We start from the raw sequence: 15,852 nt of genomic DNA, 5'->3' as shown, positions 1-15,852 counted from the left end.
CATGCACTTAAGACGCATCCTTCGTTCGAAGGATGTAGCCAAGGCCCCGCAGCGTCATGATCTGCGCGCTCGAGCTCGCGAGATGCTTGCGCAATCGATGGATGTAGATGTCGATGGCATCCGCGCTCGGCTCGTCGTCGAGGCCGTATACGCTGTCCATCAGCGTCGTCTTCGAAACGGTCTTGCCCTGCCGCAGCATCAGCGTCTCCAGGATCGCGTGCTCGCGGCGGCGCAGGTTCAGCGGCACGTCGTTGTGCCGGAACTCGCGCGTGTCGGAGATGTATTGCAGGTCGCCGCACATGAGCCAGCCCGATTTGTCGCTCAACTGCCGGCGGATCAGCGCCTTGATGCGCGCCACCAGCTCGCGGCCGTCGAAGGGCTTGACGACGTAGTCGTCCGCGCCCGCGCTGAAGCAGTCGACCTTGTCGTCGATCGAGCCGTGCGCGGTCAGCATCAGCACCGGCACGTTGTCGCGCCGGCGGCGCAGGCGCGCAAGCACGTCCTTGCCGCTCATGCGCGGCAAACGCATGTCGAGCAGCACGACGTCGTAGCGTTGGGTCGTCAGCACCGAGTCCGCGGCTTCGCCGTCGGGCACGCAATCGACAGCGAAGTTCTCCGCGCGCAGCAAGTTGACGATCCAATGCGAGAGTTCGACGTTATCTTCAACAAGCAACAGCTTCATACCTTTTCCTCAGTCCTCCACGCAGGCAAGCGGACCGTCATGACAAGCCCGACCCGTCCCGCTCCGGGCGTCATGGTAACCGTACCGCCGTGCGATAGCGCAATCTGATGGACGATCGCGAGACCGAGCCCAGAACCTTCGACGTCGCTCGACACCCGGTAGAAACGCTCGAACACATGCGCGCGCGCCTCGGCCGGAATGCCGGGGCCGTTGTCCACCACCTGCAGCACCACCTCGTCGCCGTCACGCCGGCACAGCGCGGTCACGCTCCCCCCTTCGTGCGTGTAGCGGATGGCGTTGTCGACCAGATTCGACACGAGCGCCGCGAGCAGGCTCTCGCTGCCCGCCACCTCGAGGCCGTCGTCGAGTTCGGCGCCGAGATCGATCTGGCGCCGCTGCGCCGACACCACCAGTTCTTCCAGCACCGACGACACCACCGCCGAGAGATCCACCCTCGTCGGCATACGCGGCAACGACACCGACTCCGCCTGCGCGAGCAGCAGCAATTGACTCGTCATATCGGCCATCTTCTGGCTCGTGCGGCGAATGCCCGTCAACGCTTCCGTCAACGCCGGATCGCGCAGATCGCATTGGCTCGCGCATTGCACCTGCGTGTCGAGCAACGTCAGCGGCGTGCGCAATTGGTGTGCCGCGTCAGCGATGAATTGGCGCTGCGTCGTCGTATGCAGCTTCAGGCGCGCGATGCATTGGTTGATCGCATCGACGATCGGCCGCAGCTCCGACGGCAAATGGTGCACGCGGATCGGTTCGAGCTCCATCGGCTCGCGATCGGCGACCTCGTCCTTGAGCTTCATCAGCGGCCGCAATTCCATCGTCAAGCCGAACGGCACGAGCACCACCACCAAAGCCAGCATCAGCCACTGGCGAACCAGCTGCGGACGCCACAAATCTTCGACCATCGCTTGCCGTGACGCCTGCGTCTTGCCGACGATCACGGTGACCTGCTCGGCTCTGCCCGAGTCGTACAGTTGCCGCTCGTAGGCGACCGCGCGAATCGGCAGGTCGCCGAGCCTGGTGTTGTAGAACACCGGAAACGTGGCGTTGCCCGCAGGCAGCGCGAGATCGGGACTGCCGCCGAGCAGCCGGTCGCGGCCCACGATGACCTTGTAGAACACCTGATCCTGATACGGCGACTCGAAAATCTCCAGCGCGGCGGGCGGGATATTCGCGGTCAGCGCGCCGTTCTCCCAGTCGACGTCTTCGATGATGGTCCGCGCCGAAGACAGCAATGCGTTGTCTTGCAGCAGGTCGGCGGTCTGGCGCGCCGCGTCATACGACATCCTGCCGGTCACGAAGACAAAGAGCGCGAGCGGCAGCAGCAACCACAACAGCAGACGCGCACGCAAGCTAAGCAACATTGCACACTCTCCAACGTGATCCGGCCGGGCCGCTAAAGAGCCACTCAGCTGGCCGGCAAAAATGCGACACCGTCCTTGCCTTTGCCGGCAAGGACGGTTGTCTTTGACTGACGAGCCTCAGAACGCGGCGGGCCTCCACTTCAGCAGACGCTTTTCCAATGTGGTAAGCAGATAGTCCGTTGCGAGCGCGACCACTGCGAGCACGATCATCGCCGCGAACACGCCGCTCGCGTTGAATGCCCCCTGTGCGGTCGAAATCAGCAGGCCGATGCCCTGCTTCGAGCCCAGGAACTCGCCGACCACCGCACCGACCAGCGCAAAGCCGAAGCTCACGTGCAGGCTCGCGAGAATCCACGACAGCGCCGACGGAATCACCACATAGGTCGTCAACTGGCGCTTCGAAGCGCCGAGGATCTGCGCGTTCGCGATCATGTAGCGGTCCGCTTCGCGCACGCCCTGGAAGGCATTGCCGAATACGACGAAAAATACCATGACCACGGCGAGCGCCACCTTGGAGGCCATCCCGAGGCCCAGCGCGATCACGAACACCGAGCCGAGCACCACGCGCGGAATCGAGTTGGCGATCTTGATGTAGATGTCGAACACGTCGGCAAGCAGCTTGTTGCGGCCCAGCACGACGCCGCACACGATGCCGGCGATCGAGCCGATAAAGAAGCCGAGCAGGGTTTCTTCGAGCGTGACCCACACCTGCACGAGCAGCGGCCCCTGCGACGTGCCGTTCTGGAACCAGTCGACGATCTGCAGGAAGATCAGCGACGGCATCGAGAAAAAGAACGGGTCGATCCATTTTAGGCGTCCGGAGAGTTCCCAGCCGCCGAGCACGAAGACGAGCACGAGAATCCGCAAACCGACGATCAACGCGTACCGCTGCCGAATCTTGCGTTGGGCGATCTGTTCGATCTTGGCGGCCGATTCGCCGTCGAACTCCATCTTCACTGAGCTATCACGAGATGCCATGAGTGTATTCCGTTGTGCCGTCGTGTTAAGCAATTTGTACTTCCTCGCGCAAGTCGTGCCAGATATCGCGCGAAATTTCGATAAAGCGCGGGTCGTAGCGAATCTCCGACGTGACGCGCGGACGCGGCAAATCGATCTCGTAGACCTTCTTGAGCGTCGCCGGGCGCGCGGTCAGCACGAACACGCGATCGGCGAGCGCGATGGCTTCCTCGAGGTCGTGCGTGACGAACACCACCGAGCCCGCGTTGGCCGACCACAGCTGCAGCAGCTCGTCCTGCATGAGCGTGCGGGTCTGCATGTCGAGCGCGGAGAACGGCTCGTCCATCAGCAGGATTTCCGGCTTGTTGATGAAGGTCTGCGCGAGCGCGACACGCTTTCTCATGCCGCCCGACAGCTGATGCGGATAGTGCTTGCCGAACTTCTCGAGACCGACGCGGCGCAGCCACTGGTTCGCCTCGTCGTAGGCCGCCGATTTCGAACGGCCACGAAACAGCGGGCCGGCCGCGACGTTATCGAGCACCGAGCGCCACGGGAACACCGCGTCCGCCTGAAACACGAAGCCGATGCGCGGATCGATGCCGTTGACGGGCGCCCCCATCACGCGCACCTCGCCGGCCGTGGGCTTCAAGAGCCCCGTGATCATGCTGAGCGTGGTGGATTTACCGCACCCCGTGGGGCCGACGATTGCGATGAATTCGCCCTGCGCGACCGACATGCTGAAATCGCGCAGGGCGACGGTGGCCTTGCCGTCGGGAGAAATGAAACGGCACGACACGGACCGGAATTCGATTACCGGTGCGTCTTTGGATAGGACTGAGCTCATCGTGGACATTCCTGGATTAAGCCGGGGCCGCGCGAAGCGGCTCGGCAGGCGCAATGAAGTCAGGCGGCGCCTGACGCATCAACGCGATCGGTTGAAACCGATTTATTTGGCGCTGACGAATTCGTTCGTATAGGTCTTCGACAGATCCACGTGCTTGCCCTTGACCGACGGGTTGAACGCCGACAGCACCTTCAACACCGTGGCCGGACCGTCGGCGGGCATCTTGCCGTCCGCCGTGTACATCGGCAGCGACGCCTTCAGCGCGCTCACGTAGAGCGTTTTGTCTTTCTGGTAGTCGTCGGGCATCTTCGCGGCGATTTCTTCCGCGCTGTGCGTGTGGATGAACTGCATCGTGCGCACGAACGCGTGCGCGAGCTTGGCGGCCTGCGCCTTGTGCGCGTCGGCCCAGGCGGCCTGTACGTAGAGGCTCGACGCCGGATACGTGCCGCCGAGCGCAGCCTTCGTGCCTTCGACCGAGCGCATGTCGACGAGCACCTTTGCCTCGCCCGATTTTTCCAGCGCGGAAACGGTGGGCTCGGTGGTCATGCCCGCGTCGATGCGGTTTTGCTTGATTGCGGCGATGAAGCTCGCGTCGGCGCCGACGGGCAGCATCGTGTATTCGGTCGACTGGATGCCGTGCTGGCCGGCGAGGTATTGCGTGAGGAAGCTCGTCGAGGAACCGAGGCCCGTCACGCCGAGCGTCTTGCCCTTGACGTCGGCCATCGACTTGATCGCGTCGGCCGATTTCGTCGACACCATCTCGACTTCGCCCGGCACCTGCCCGAACACGACGATCGCCTTGACTTCCTTGCCCTTGGTCTGCAGGTCGATGGTGTGATCGTAGAAGCCGACGACGCCCTGGACGGCGCCCGCGAGCAGTTCGTTCTCGGCGTCGACGCCGGCCGGCTGCGACAGCAGCTCGACGTCGAGCCCTTCATCCTTGAAATAGCCGAGTTGCTCGGTCAAGCGCGCCGGCAGATAGATCAGCTTCGTGATTCCACCGACCATGATCGTGATCTTCCCCGAGTCGTCGGCCATCGCATGTTGCGATGCAATGCCGAACAACAGGCTGGAAGCGAGAGCGATATGGCGAAACGCGCGGAAGGTGGGTCGCATCGATTGTCTCCGTTATTGTCGGGAGCCGGCCCAATGCCGGCTATCGGTATCGATGGCGAGATTCTAGAGACGCGAACCCTTCTTCATGCTTTCATGAAGCGGTACCTTCCGTACGGGATTTCCATGAGGGCGCGGCCTGGCGTGCCCCTGACGCCAGCGGCCGCGCGTCCTCGCGACTACGCTTCGAGGCGTTCGAGCACCTGCCCCTTCGTCTCGATCCCCAGCAGATGCACGGCCTCCGCGGCAAGAAACGGCACTGCCGCGAGAATATAAAACGCCACGCTCAGATCGCCGCCCACCATCGTCTTCGAGACGAGTGCCGGCGAGAAAATCGCGGCGACTTTGAGCCACGCGCCGCCGAGACCGAGCCCCTGCACGATTCGCAACGCGCAGAACACGGCGAACGTCGGCGCGAAGCCGCACGATGAGCTTCGGCGCGAACTACACCCACGGGCCGTTCTCCACGGCTGCCGTGTATTCGAACGAGCACGATCAGGCGATGTCGATCTCGACGATGGGCTTCACGACGTTCCAAGGCATGCCCGCCACGACGTACACCGCCGGCAAGGTCGAGAACATGGGCGCCGGCCTCTCCTACCAGTTCGGCAACCTGCTCGTGCACGGTCTCTACACGCGCGTGAAGCTGCAGACGAACGGCTTCTCGGACACGTACCAGAGCTACGACGCCGGCGCGAACTATCAATTCACGCCGTTCAACACCGTGCCTTCACCGCACGGGCAGTCGCAATTGGCCACCCGTGCGCATCCACGTTACTTCACAGTGAACGTGTAGTGCCCTTGCGTGCGATGCCCGTCGTCGGCGACAGCGACCCAGGCCACCGTATAGACGCCCGGCGTCAACGCATTGAGCGCAACCGACATGTGCTTCTTGTTCGACGCGTCGACCACGGACTTGCCGTTCACGACCGACTTGCCCGACGCATCCGTCACCGAGATCGAGCTGAACGCGGGCTCGAGCCCATCGTCGAAGTCGATCGCGACGTCTTTTTGCGAAGTCGTGACGGTCGCGCCGGCGCCCGGCACTTGTTTGGTCGGATAGGCGTGCGCGTGCGCAAGCTGCGCGAGCGTCAACGTGAGCGCGGCGGCCGCGCCGCGCATCGAAAGCGAGATCAGAGACGTTTTCATGGTCAGAAGAGCGGTTTGCCCACAGAGTTGGGGAAGATGTCGTCGAAGTAGATATGGGCTTGCACCAAGATACCCGTGTGCGTGCCGGTCCTGTTATTCACGGGAATCTGCGCTTCCACGCCGAATTGGCCATAGCGGTTCAGCCAAAGCAGGCCCGGGTTGATCGTGCCCGTCGTCTGCCCGGCGCACGCGCCTGCCGTGCAGGTGCTCATCGGAAATTCGACGACCGGAATCAGATTGGCGAACGGCTGCGGCAATCCGAGATCCTTCACCTGCTGCTGCAGGTACGGAATGCTGTACTGCAGCGTCAGGCCCCAGCCGAGCGAGTTCGGTCCCTGGTCCGACGACGCGGTCGTCAAGTTCGGGCCGATGGTGCCGGTGATGGCGAACGGCCGCAGGTACCCAAGCGACGCCGGCAAGTCGCCGAAGCCCTTGCCGAAATAAACGGTCGGGGTGAACGTCGAAAATGAATTCGCGATCGCTTTCGAGCCGGTGCCGCCGAGCGTCGCAAGAAGCCCGACCGACGCCATGAATTCATGCTTCGCATTCGCGTAGACGAGATATTTCGCGCCGAGCGTGAAATTATCCCAGCCCTTCGCGTTGCCGTCCGGCGAGTTCTGGCTCGTGTAGTTGCTCGCGATGCTGAACGCGAGATTCTTCGTGATCAGCTTGTCCCACTCATACGACACGGTGTTGACGTTCATGTCGTTGCCGCTGCTGTCCGGCGATTTGATGTGGCCGTACTGCAGGTTGAACTCATCGCCGACGCCAGGATCGTCGACGGCCATCGTGGCCGGAAAGACGCGGTCGCCGACGACCGCATGAGCGTCGGCCGCCGGCGAACCCGCGAGGCAGGCGGCCGCGCCGACGGCCGAGCAGACGGCCGTGCGCAGACGCGCCGGCCTCCGTTTGAGAAACGTGCGCATGATGTTCCTTTCGAACCATATGACGTATCGCCGCTCACTCGCGCGACGATACCGCAACGCGGTCAAGCGTCGCGAGATTTATCGGTGAAGTGGATCGATTCGAATCAGGAACGGACTGGCGGCGCGCGCGGCTGCGCGGCCGTGAAAAGCGGCGCGGCACGCACTTCCTCGCGCTGGGCGAAGACCGGCGCGCGCGTAGCCGTCAGCGTGGGGGTGAACGTGGCGGGCACGCCCGGCAGCACCGACACGTGAGCCAGCAAGCCGCAATACGCGCACGCTTGCCAATGCAGCAGCGCATGGGACTCGGGCGACTGGCCGTCGCCCGTATCCGCGGCCGATGCCGGTTGCGCCGTGCAATACGCGGCGAGCGCGAGCTCGACGGGATCGCGCGAGGCCAGCGCCTGCGACACCGTCGGCGCGAGCGCACTCATCAGGATTGCAAGCAATCCGAGGAGGCTTCCGATCTTCTGCAGACGGCGGCGGAACATGCGGGCGGCGAGCGCGAAGGCTCAACTAAGGGTCGACGATGGACAGCGGCGGGCAACGTCGACGGGCGACGATGAGGCCCGGATTATGAAACACGCTACCCGCTCCGCACAAGTGGCGTAGACAGATGTCGCGGATCAGCCGCGATCGCAACCGGCTTAGGTGAAAAACGCAGCTGACCGGCTCGGTATTCCCGGCAGCCAGCGAAACCTCCGCCCACTCGCGGCGTCAGGGCGTATAAGGCGCCGCCACCTCGCCTTCCAGCCCGTGCTCGAGCGTCGCGCGGATGATCGACAGCCCGCGCGTGAGGGACGCGATCGAGCGCGCCCCCGTCATGCAGATCCGCACCGCGTGCGGCGCCGCATTGCGGCCGATGACGAAGCTGTCGGCCGTCTTCACGAGCACGCCCTCCTGCCGCAACGCCGCGGCGAATTCGGCCGCGCGCCACGGCTCGGGCAACGGCAGCCACAGATGCGAACTCGTCTCCGCGTGCCGGTAGGGAACGCCCGCGAGCACCTCGCGCGCGACCGTCTGCTGCGTTTCGACATACGCGCGCTGCAGGCCGTCGAGCCGCTCGATCTCGCCGTTGCCGATCCAGCGCGCCGCGATCTCGGCGAGCAGCGGCGCCGTCATCCAGCAGTCGCTCCGCAGCACGGCGGCGATCTTCGAGCACCACGCCTGCGGGGCCTGCACGTAGCCCACGCGCAAGCCGGGCGCCACCGACTTCGCGAGCCCCGTGAGCAGAAACGACTGTTCGGGCAGCCGCGCCGCGATCGGCGCCGGCGGCGTTTCGAGGAGCATGGCCGGGACGATGTCCTCGATGAGCAGCACGCCGTAGTGGTCGAGGATCGACGCAACCGCATCGCGCCGCTCGGCCGACATCGTCGCGGTGGTGGGATTGTGGATCGTCGGCACGCAGAAGATCGCGCGCGGATGCAGTGACTTGCACGCGAGGTCGAGCGCGGCGGGCACGATCCCTTCGTGATCGACCTCGACGCCGACGAGATGCAGACGCAACTGCCGCGCAAGCCCGATGATGCCGGGGTAGCTGACGATCTCGGCGAGCACGGTGTCGCCCGGGCGCGTCACCGCGCGCAGCACCGACGCCAGCGCATGTTGCGCGCCCTGCGTGACCAGCACGCGAGCGGGGTTCGCAGCCGCCATGCCGGCGCGCGCAAGCAGCGTCGCGCCCGCTTCGCGATGGCGCATGAGCCCGGCCTCGGGCACGTATTGCAGCAATTCGGAGGCGAGCGCCTCATCGCTCGCGATCTCGCGCAAGGCCGTGACGAGCACTTGCGCTTCGGCGGTCGGCTGCGGCACGTTCTGTCCGAGATCGATCAGCGTCGACGACGCAGGCGCCGAGCCGCGCACGACGGACGGCGCCGCGGCCGCCGACACCTCTCTCGCGCGAGCCTGCGCGACATAGGTGCCGTCGCCGACGCGCGCATTCGCGAGCCCCTGCCGCTCCAGCTCGGCGTAGGCCCGGCTGATCGTGCCGGTCGTCACGCGCAGCTCGCTCGCAAGCGACCGGTGCGGCGGCAGCTTCTCGCCGGCGGGCAACTGACCGTTGAGAATGGCCTGCGCAAACGCACGCGCGATCACCTGATATTTGGGGTCGCTTCCTGTCTCCAGTTTCGGCAGCCACGTGTTCATTGCCATGGGCAGCTCCTTATGTATTGACGCATTATGCGCGTGCCTTTGGCCGGAATGAATGCAGTCATTTACTTCGATTGAAGCGATTGAGTTGCGGCTTTAGCCCTCATAGGATGCACTCAATACACATGGGGAAGCGTCGCCCGACGACTTCCCGCCTTGGAGACAGGCCGAGATGACGGACACCCCCCGCATCACCCGGATCGACATCACGCACCACCAGCTCGAACTCGACCCGCCGTTCCCGGCGTCCTGGGACAGCCAGCCGCGCCGCAAATTTCCCGCCACGATCGTCCGCGTCCACGACGACGCCGGCCATGTCGGCATCGGCTCCGGCGACGCGATGTACGGCTTCGACGACTACGAGCACCTGTTCATCGGCGCCGACCCGCTCGATCTCCCCCGCCACAGCGCCGTGCTGGACAACATCGGTTTTCACGCCGGCCGGCCCTGGCCGCTCGATATCGCGCTGTGGGACCTCGCCGGCAAGATTCGTGGCGAGCCGTGCTGGAAGATGATGGGCGGCCGCGCGAAGCGCGTGCGCGCGTATGCGTCGAGCGGCGTGCACCGGCACCCGGATGACATGGCGAAGATGGCGCGCCACGTGATCGAGCGCGGCTTTCCGGCGCTCAAGATTCGCTTCGGCCGCACGCGCCTCGCCGACGATCTCGACACGCTCGCCGCCGTGCGCGGCGCCGTCGGCGACAAGCTCGAACTGATGGTCGACTGCAACCAGGGATGGCGCATGCCGTGGGACACCAAGGCGCCGTGGACCGTCGACGAAGCGCTCGCCGTCGCCCGCGAACTCGAAAAGCAAAACGTGTATTGGATGGAAGAGCCGCTGCACCGCGGCGACTACGACGGCTACGCGAAGCTGCGCCGGCAAACGCCGGTACGCATCGCGGGCGGCGAGCTCACGCGCGAGCGCTATGAGTTCGACCAGCTGCTCGCGCGCGAATGTCTCGACGTCGTGCAGCCGGACGTTGCCTGCACGCTCGGCATGGAAGGACTGCGCAAGCTCGCGCAGGCCGTCGAGGCGCACGGCAAAGTGTTCACGCCGCACACCTGGGGCAACGGCATCGGCCTTGCCGCCAACCTGCATCTGACGGCCGGCGCCGCATCTGCGCCGTTCATCGAGTTTCCGTATGACCCGCCCGAATGGTCGATCGAGCGTCGCGACTTCATGTTGGAACACCCTATCGACATCGACCGCGAAGGGTGGCTGAATTTGTCCGATGCACCAGGATTGGGCCTGGCGATCGACGAAGCCGCGCTCGACGCCACGCTCGCCAAGCGCAGCACCTACGCCTGAGAAGGCGCCCCCCGTAAAAACACCACCAGGAGACAAGCATGAAAGTCAAACAATGGATGCGCGCGTCGTGCATCGCGCTGGCAGCGGGCGCATTGATGCCCGCCGTCGCGCACGCCGGCACGTGGTGCTCGGCTGGCAAGCCGGTGCGCTTTGCCGGCGTGACGTGGGAAAGCGGCTCGTTCACGACGGAAGTGCTGCGCTTCATCACCGAAAAGGGTTACGGCTGCAAGACCGACACCGTACCGGGCAACACCGCCGCCACCGAAACCGCGCTGTCGCGCAACGATCTTCAAGTGTGGGCCGAGCAGTGGACCGGCCGTTCCGAAATCATCGCGAAGGCCGTCAAGGACGGCAACGTGAAGCTGATCGGCGATACGCTGCCGGGCGGCACGAACGAAGGCTGGTATGTGCCTGAGTACGTGATCAAGGGCGACCCTGCACGCAACATCAAGCCGGTCGCGGCCAACCTCGCGTCGGTGAGCGATCTGCCGAAATACAAGGACGTCTTCCCGGATGACGAAGAACCGGGCAAGGGCCGCTTCCTGAACTGCCCGTCCGGCTGGGATTGCGAGCGCGTGAACACGCGTCTTCTGAAAGTGCTCAAGCTCGACGACAGCTACACCGACTTCCGCCCCGGCACGGGCGCGGCGCTCGACGCGGCGATCACCTCGGCCTACGAGCGCGGCAAGCCGATCGTCTTCTACTACTGGCAGCCGGCCGCGCTGATGGCGAAGTACAAGTTCGTGCAACTGAAGATGCCGCCGTTCGACCAGAAGTGCTGGGAAACGCTGCGCGCGGACAACAGCTCGTCGCAATGCGCGTCGTCCTACCTGGTCTCACACTTGAAGATCGGCGTGTCGACGCCGTTCTATCAAGCCGAGCCGGAACTGATGACGGCCTACTCGAAGGTCAGCTTCCCGATGGACTTCCTCAACAAGACCATCCTCGAGATGACCAGCAAGAAGATCGACGGCCAGGCGATGGCACGCCAGTTCCTGAAGGATCATCCTGACATGTGGAAGCAGTGGGTGCCGGCCGACGTCGCCCAGAAGGTGCAGGCTGCGCTCGCCAGCTCGTCGTAAGCGAGTCTGCAGCGAGCGGCCGATGAGCATCTGCGCGGGCCCGCCGTCCATCGCATGGTTAGGGCGGGCCCGAGCACCCGGGAGGTAACACCATGAATTCGATCTTTCTTCACCTGTCGATTGCCGACTGGGTGAACGACAAAGTGCAGTCGTTCGTCACGGCCTACGGCGACAGCTTCCATAACTTCAGCACGCTGATCCTGCGCTACGTGCTGGTGCCGATCGAAATGGCGCTGCGCTCGGTGCCGCCGTGGCTGATCCTGATCGCGGTCGGTCTGCTCGCATGGAATGCGACGCGGCGCATCGGCATCGCCGCGTTTTTCGTGCTGCTGCTCTATGTGATCGGCTGCTTCGGGCTGTGGGAAAAGCTGATGCAGACGCTCGCGATCATGGCGGTCGCGACCGTGCTGTCGGTCGCGCTCGGCGTGCCGCTCGGCATTCTGACGTCTCGCAGCGCGTGGCTCAGGCGCATCCTGCTGCCGATCCTCGACATCATGCAGACGCTGCCGAGCTTCGTGTACCTGATTCCGGTCCTGATGCTGTTCGGCCTCGGCAAAGTGCCGGCCATCTTCGCGACGATCATCTATGCGCTGCCGCCGCTGATTCGCCTGACGGACCTCGGCATCCGGCACGTGGACGCGGAAGTCGTCGAAGCGGCTCGCGCGTTCGGCACCACGCGCTGGCAATTGCTGATCAACGTGCAGATGCCGCTCGCGCGGCCGAGCATCATGGCCGGTATCAATCAGACGACGATGATGGCGTTGTCGATGGTCGTGATCGCATCGATGATCGGTGCGCGCGGGCTCGGTGAAGACGTGCTCGCCGGCATTCAAACGCTCGACGTCGGCAAGGGCATGCAGGCCGGTATCGCGATCGTGATTCTCGCGATCGTCATCGACCGCATCAGCCAAGGCTACGGCCAGGACCGCCGCACGCGCCGCCTGCTCGCTATGAAGAAGCGCTCGAAAGCCGCCTCGCGCGTGCCGTATCACAACGCGGCCGCCGGCGCGAACATCGATGCGACTCAGACCTCGGCGGAGAGCGAAGAAGGCGCCGATACGGAAGCCACGAGCGGCTACACGACGAAAGCCGCGAAATAAGCGGGTGGCAAGCAGTCAGGCAGAGAAGCGGCCACTACGCCACAGGCAGCCGCAAGTAATCCGAAGCAAAGGAGTTCCTCATGGCAGCGATCGAAGTCAAGCACGTCTACAAGCTCTTCGGCCACGAAAGCGGTCACGCGCGCGTGCTCGACCTGCTAAAAAGCGGCAAAGGCAAAGCCGAAGTGCTCGCGCAGACCGGCTGCAACGTCGGCCTGAACGACGTGAGCCTGCATATCGGTTCCGGCGAGATCTTCGTGATCATGGGCCTCTCGGGCTCAGGCAAGTCCACCCTCGTGCGGCACTTCAACCGCCTCATCGAGCCGACCGCCGGCGAGATCGTCATCGACGGCAACGACGTCATCAAGCTCGACCCCAAGGGCTTGCGCGAGCTGCGCCGCTACAAGATCAGCATGGTGTTCCAGAACTTCGGGCTGCTGCCGCATCAGACCGTCATCGACAACACCGCCTACGCGCTCAAGACGCGCGGCGAGGCCAAGGCCGAGGCGCTCGAGAAAGCGCAGCTCTGGCTCGGCCGCGTCGGCCTCGACGGCTACGGGCAGCATTACCCCGATGAATTGTCGGGCGGCATGCGCCAGCGCGTGGGCCTCGCGCGAGCGCTCGCCGCCGACACCGACGTGCTGCTCATGGACGAAGCGTTCTCCGCGCTGGACCCGCTGATCCGCACCGAAATGCAGGACCAGCTGCTGCAGCTGCAGGAGAAGCTGAACAAGACGATCGTGTTCATCACGCACGATCTCGATGAGGCGCTGCGCATCGGCGACCGCATCGCGATCCTCAAGGACGGCCAGCTCGTGCAAGTCGGCACGCCCGACGACATCGTCCATCGCCCCGCCGATGAGTACGTCCGCCGCTTCGTCGAGCGGCGCGCGAGCGTGCAGTGACAACCCAAACGCACTGAGGCCGCGCGCGGCGCGCTTGGTAGAATGCGGGCGGTTTTAAGCATCCTCCCTCCGTTCCCGCCGCGCGCATGGATCTCGAAAGCATTCTCTTCACCCAAGGCTTCGGCGCGCGCCGCCAATGCCGCGCGATCATCGCGGACGCGCGCGTCGCCGTGAACGGCGCGCTCTGCACCGATCCCGACGCACCGTTCGATACCGACGCCCTCACCTTTGAAGTCGACGGCGTCGCATGGCGCTATCACGAGCACGCGTACATTCTGCTGAACAAGCCCGCGGGCTACGAATGCTCACGCGAACCGCAGCATCACTTGAGCGTCTTCGGTCTGCTGCCCGCGCAGCTCGCGACGCGCGGCGTGCAATGCGTGGGCCGGCTCGATCAAGATACGACGGGCCTCCTGCTCCTCTCCGACGACGGCAAGTTCGTCCATACCTACACCTCGCCCAAGCGCAAGGTGCCGAAAGTCTACCTCGCGACCACCAAGCATCCGCTCGACGACGCCCAGCTCGCGGCGCTGCGCGACGGCGTACTGCTGCACGGCGAGAGCAAGCCGATCGCGGCCGTCGCCGCGCACGCGCGCGACGAGAGGCTGCTCGAACTGACCGTGCTGGAAGGGAAATACCACCAGGTGAAGCGGATGGTCGCCGCTGTCGGCAACCGCTGCGAAGCGCTGCATCGGGAGCGGGTCGGTGGACTCGCGCTGCCGGCGTCGCTCGAACCCGGCAAATGGCAATGGCTGGACGAAGCCGACTTGCAGGCATTGCGCGCCGGTTAGCCGCGCCAAAGACGTTCCGCGCCGGGCGCCAAGCGCAGCAAGTGAGCCTATTTGGCCCTTTGTGCGCCGTACAACACGTAAGGGTTTTACCCGTCGCACCGCAGCATCTCGCTGGCCCCAAACCGCTCTATACTGCCCTTAAGCCATTTATTACAAAATATTGCAAGGGAGACGGATCATGGCGATCAGCGACACTTTCGAAATCTCATACCTCGTACTGGCGTTCGCCGCATTGGGCGCGATCATCATCGGCACCCTGCTCACGACCATGCACATGAAGCGCAAATATCACCCGAATCTGATCGGGGCGTTGATCGGCGCGCTGCTGTGCTTTCTGCTGATCGAAGCGCTGCCGGCGATTACCTGACGCGCGCCAGGTTCGCGATAAGCGAGCCGCGCCGCTGTAGTCCGTAGCCCCGTAGCCCCGTAGCCTAGCGCCCGAAGTCAGCGCACAGTTCGCAAAAAATCGCCGACGCTCGGATAGCGCAGCCGATAGCGCAGTTCGCGCTTGAGCCGCACATTCGAGAGACGCCGCGACTCGCGCATGAACGACAGCAGCATCGGTTCGAGTTCCTGCTCGGCGGCCTCGCGCGTGATGCGCGGCGCGCGAGCCAGCCCGAACGCATCCGCCACCGCATCGAAATACTCGCCCATCTTCAGCGCGCTATCGTCCGACGCGTGGATCACGCGCGCCACCCGCCCGTGCGTTGCGGCCCGCAGCAGGATCGCCGCGAGGTCGTCCGCATGGATGTGGTTCGTGTAGACGTCGTCCTCGGCGACGAGCGCCGGGGTGCCCCTTTCCAGCCTGAGCAGCGGCAGCCGGTTGCCCGCGTAAATCCCAGGAATCCGCACGATGCTTGCCGCCAGCGACCCACGCGCGCTCGCGCGCCGCAACTGCCGCTCTGCCGACACCCGGCGCTTGGCCCGCTCGTTGGCGGGAAAGACCGGCCGCGTCTCGTCGATCAGCGCCCCGCCGCAATCTCCATAGACCCCCGTCGTGCTCGCGTAAACCACGCGAACGGAGGCCCCTCGCCGCACGGACGGGAAAGGTCGGTCGGGTACAATACGCGCTGTTTCGCTGACAGAAATCCCGGCGTATTGCGAGCGCGAGGCCCGAAGGCGCCCCGTCGCGGCAATGCCCTGAAAAGCGGGCCGAAGGCGCCGCGGCGCCGAGAGGGCAGCGATCAGCGCACGCGTGCGGCGATCGTCGTCGCCGGCCTTTTGCGGCGGCGCGAGATGCAGGACGGTCGGCGCGATTGCCCTCAGGCGCCGCAGGCTGCGCGGCACGTCGAGATCGCCGACGATCGGCGTCACGCCCGCGGTACGCAGCTCGGCCACCCGCTCACGGTGGCTCGTGAGCGCAACGATCCGCGCGCGAGCGCGCAGGCGTTCCGCGCAGCGCATGCCGACATCGCCGCATCCGACGATCAGCACACGCGGCCGGCGCAAAATTCGTGTCGCATTCATAGTGGACGC

At 64.9% G+C, this 15,852-nt stretch carries 16 protein-coding genes and 2 pseudogenes; 7 read left to right on the top strand and 11 right to left on the bottom strand.

Features of this window, described 5'->3' with window-relative positions:
- Positions 1-7: 7 nt before the first annotated feature.
- The 6 genes and pseudogenes from FAZ95_RS04600 to FAZ95_RS04575 all read right to left on the bottom strand — a co-directional run.
- Positions 8-682 carry a response regulator gene (locus tag FAZ95_RS04600; RefSeq protein WP_137331373.1) on the bottom strand — a complete coding sequence of 225 codons (675 nt, stop codon included), beginning with the start codon at positions 680-682 and terminating at the stop codon, positions 8-10.
- Positions 679-2,061 (bottom strand): sensor histidine kinase, encoded by a 1,383-nt coding sequence (locus tag FAZ95_RS04595; RefSeq protein ID WP_137331372.1) that lies wholly within the window; start codon positions 2,059-2,061, stop codon positions 679-681. Before FAZ95_RS04595 ends, FAZ95_RS04600 begins: the two co-directional genes overlap by 4 nt.
- 117 nt (positions 2,062-2,178) lie before the next feature.
- The gene (locus FAZ95_RS04590; RefSeq protein ID WP_137331371.1) at positions 2,179-3,039 is read right to left on the bottom strand and encodes an ABC transporter permease; all 861 of its coding nucleotides are present in this window, start codon (positions 3,037-3,039) and stop codon (positions 2,179-2,181) included.
- 25 nt (positions 3,040-3,064) lie between these two features.
- Positions 3,065-3,862 (bottom strand): ABC transporter ATP-binding protein, encoded by a 798-nt coding sequence (locus FAZ95_RS04585; RefSeq protein ID WP_137331370.1) that lies wholly within the window; start codon positions 3,860-3,862, stop codon positions 3,065-3,067.
- A 102-nt stretch (positions 3,863-3,964) separates the two neighbouring features.
- Complete coding sequence (locus FAZ95_RS04580; protein ID WP_137331369.1) at positions 3,965-4,978, bottom strand: ABC transporter substrate-binding protein; 1,014 nt, start codon at positions 4,976-4,978, stop codon at positions 3,965-3,967.
- A 176-nt stretch (positions 4,979-5,154) separates the two neighbouring features.
- A pseudogene (locus FAZ95_RS04575) lies at positions 5,155-5,349 on the bottom strand (MFS transporter); the annotation flags it as partial.
- Between the two features lie 47 nt (positions 5,350-5,396).
- Here FAZ95_RS04575 and FAZ95_RS04570 point away from each other — a divergent pair.
- Positions 5,397-5,738: pseudogene (locus FAZ95_RS04570) on the top strand (porin); the annotation flags it as partial.
- An 11-nt stretch (positions 5,739-5,749) separates the two neighbouring features.
- On the opposite strand, the gene FAZ95_RS04565 reads toward FAZ95_RS04570, so the two are convergent.
- The 4 genes from FAZ95_RS04565 to FAZ95_RS04550 all read right to left on the bottom strand — a co-directional run bounded on the left by FAZ95_RS04565 (position 5,750) and on the right by FAZ95_RS04550 (position 9,195).
- Positions 5,750-6,124, bottom strand: a complete 375-nt coding sequence (locus tag FAZ95_RS04565) for a copper resistance CopC family protein (RefSeq protein ID WP_137331367.1) — start codon at positions 6,122-6,124, stop codon at positions 5,750-5,752.
- A 2-nt stretch (positions 6,125-6,126) separates the two neighbouring features.
- Entirely contained in the window at positions 6,127-7,050 is a 924-nt protein-coding gene (locus tag FAZ95_RS04560; RefSeq protein ID WP_254699805.1) for a hypothetical protein, read from the bottom strand.
- A 104-nt stretch (positions 7,051-7,154) separates the two neighbouring features.
- The gene (locus tag FAZ95_RS04555) at positions 7,155-7,538 is read right to left on the bottom strand and encodes a DUF2946 domain-containing protein (RefSeq protein ID WP_137331366.1); all 384 of its coding nucleotides are present in this window, start codon (positions 7,536-7,538) and stop codon (positions 7,155-7,157) included.
- A gap of 226 nt (positions 7,539-7,764) precedes the next feature.
- Positions 7,765-9,195: an aminotransferase-like domain-containing protein gene (locus FAZ95_RS04550; RefSeq protein ID WP_137331365.1), complete on the bottom strand. Its 1,431-nt coding sequence runs from the start codon at positions 9,193-9,195 to the stop codon at positions 7,765-7,767.
- Positions 9,196-9,364: 169 nt separating this feature from the next.
- Between FAZ95_RS04550 and FAZ95_RS04545 the strand changes: the two genes are divergently transcribed.
- The 6 genes from FAZ95_RS04545 to FAZ95_RS04520 all read left to right on the top strand — a co-directional run bounded on the left by FAZ95_RS04545 (position 9,365) and on the right by FAZ95_RS04520 (position 14,743).
- Positions 9,365-10,501: a mandelate racemase/muconate lactonizing enzyme family protein gene (locus tag FAZ95_RS04545; protein WP_137331364.1), complete on the top strand. Its 1,137-nt coding sequence runs from the start codon at positions 9,365-9,367 to the stop codon at positions 10,499-10,501.
- Between the two features lie 38 nt (positions 10,502-10,539).
- Positions 10,540-11,583: an ABC transporter substrate-binding protein gene (locus tag FAZ95_RS04540; protein WP_137331363.1), complete on the top strand. Its 1,044-nt coding sequence runs from the start codon at positions 10,540-10,542 to the stop codon at positions 11,581-11,583.
- Positions 11,584-11,675: 92 nt separating this feature from the next.
- Complete coding sequence (locus tag FAZ95_RS04535; protein ID WP_137331362.1) at positions 11,676-12,683, top strand: ABC transporter permease; 1,008 nt, start codon at positions 11,676-11,678, stop codon at positions 12,681-12,683.
- A gap of 80 nt (positions 12,684-12,763) precedes the next feature.
- The gene (locus FAZ95_RS04530) at positions 12,764-13,585 is read left to right on the top strand and encodes a quaternary amine ABC transporter ATP-binding protein (protein WP_137331361.1); all 822 of its coding nucleotides are present in this window, start codon (positions 12,764-12,766) and stop codon (positions 13,583-13,585) included.
- A gap of 86 nt (positions 13,586-13,671) precedes the next feature.
- Positions 13,672-14,376 (top strand): pseudouridine synthase, encoded by a 705-nt coding sequence (locus tag FAZ95_RS04525; RefSeq protein WP_137331360.1) that lies wholly within the window; start codon positions 13,672-13,674, stop codon positions 14,374-14,376.
- Between the two features lie 178 nt (positions 14,377-14,554).
- Complete coding sequence (locus tag FAZ95_RS04520; RefSeq protein WP_137331359.1) at positions 14,555-14,743, top strand: hypothetical protein; 189 nt, start codon at positions 14,555-14,557, stop codon at positions 14,741-14,743.
- Between the two features lie 77 nt (positions 14,744-14,820).
- On the opposite strand, the gene FAZ95_RS04515 is transcribed toward FAZ95_RS04520, so the two are convergent.
- The gene (locus tag FAZ95_RS04515; RefSeq protein ID WP_137331358.1) at positions 14,821-15,843 is read right to left on the bottom strand and encodes an NAD-binding protein; all 1,023 of its coding nucleotides are present in this window, start codon (positions 15,841-15,843) and stop codon (positions 14,821-14,823) included.
- Positions 15,844-15,852: the final 9 nt, after the last annotated feature.

Source organism: Trinickia violacea, assembly GCF_005280735.1.
Lineage (GTDB): Bacteria > Pseudomonadota > Gammaproteobacteria > Burkholderiales > Burkholderiaceae > Trinickia_A > Trinickia_A violacea.
This window is presented reverse-complemented; position numbering and strand designations above follow the sequence as displayed.

Bases quoted from the DNA above. Each gene is read 5' to 3' on its own strand.
- FAZ95_RS04560 (WP_254699805.1), bottom strand. From the start codon at position 7,050: ATGCGCACGTTTCTCAAACGGAGGCCGGCGCGTCTGCGCACGGCCGTC.
- FAZ95_RS04535 (WP_137331362.1), top strand. From the start codon at position 11,676: ATGAATTCGATCTTTCTTCACCTGTCGATTGCCGACTGGGTGAACGAC.
- FAZ95_RS04520 (WP_137331359.1), top strand. From the start codon at position 14,555: ATGGCGATCAGCGACACTTTCGAAATCTCATACCTCGTACTGGCGTTC.
- FAZ95_RS04595 (WP_137331372.1), bottom strand. From the start codon at position 2,061: ATGTTGCTTAGCTTGCGTGCGCGTCTGCTGTTGTGGTTGCTGCTGCCG.
- FAZ95_RS04580 (WP_137331369.1), bottom strand. From the start codon at position 4,978: ATGCGACCCACCTTCCGCGCGTTTCGCCATATCGCTCTCGCTTCCAGC.
- FAZ95_RS04600 (WP_137331373.1), bottom strand. From the start codon at position 682: ATGAAGCTGTTGCTTGTTGAAGATAACGTCGAACTCTCGCATTGGATC.
- FAZ95_RS04590 (WP_137331371.1), bottom strand. From the start codon at position 3,039: ATGGCATCTCGTGATAGCTCAGTGAAGATGGAGTTCGACGGCGAATCG.
- FAZ95_RS04585 (WP_137331370.1), bottom strand. From the start codon at position 3,862: ATGAGCTCAGTCCTATCCAAAGACGCACCGGTAATCGAATTCCGGTCC.
- FAZ95_RS04530 (WP_137331361.1), top strand. From the start codon at position 12,764: ATGGCAGCGATCGAAGTCAAGCACGTCTACAAGCTCTTCGGCCACGAA.
- FAZ95_RS04515 (WP_137331358.1), bottom strand. From the start codon at position 15,843: ATGAATGCGACACGAATTTTGCGCCGGCCGCGTGTGCTGATCGTCGGA.
- FAZ95_RS04565 (WP_137331367.1), bottom strand. From the start codon at position 6,124: ATGAAAACGTCTCTGATCTCGCTTTCGATGCGCGGCGCGGCCGCCGCG.
- FAZ95_RS04525 (WP_137331360.1), top strand. From the start codon at position 13,672: ATGGATCTCGAAAGCATTCTCTTCACCCAAGGCTTCGGCGCGCGCCGC.
- FAZ95_RS04550 (WP_137331365.1), bottom strand. From the start codon at position 9,195: ATGGCAATGAACACGTGGCTGCCGAAACTGGAGACAGGAAGCGACCCC.
- FAZ95_RS04555 (WP_137331366.1), bottom strand. From the start codon at position 7,538: ATGTTCCGCCGCCGTCTGCAGAAGATCGGAAGCCTCCTCGGATTGCTT.
- FAZ95_RS04540 (WP_137331363.1), top strand. From the start codon at position 10,540: ATGAAAGTCAAACAATGGATGCGCGCGTCGTGCATCGCGCTGGCAGCG.
- FAZ95_RS04545 (WP_137331364.1), top strand. From the start codon at position 9,365: ATGACGGACACCCCCCGCATCACCCGGATCGACATCACGCACCACCAG.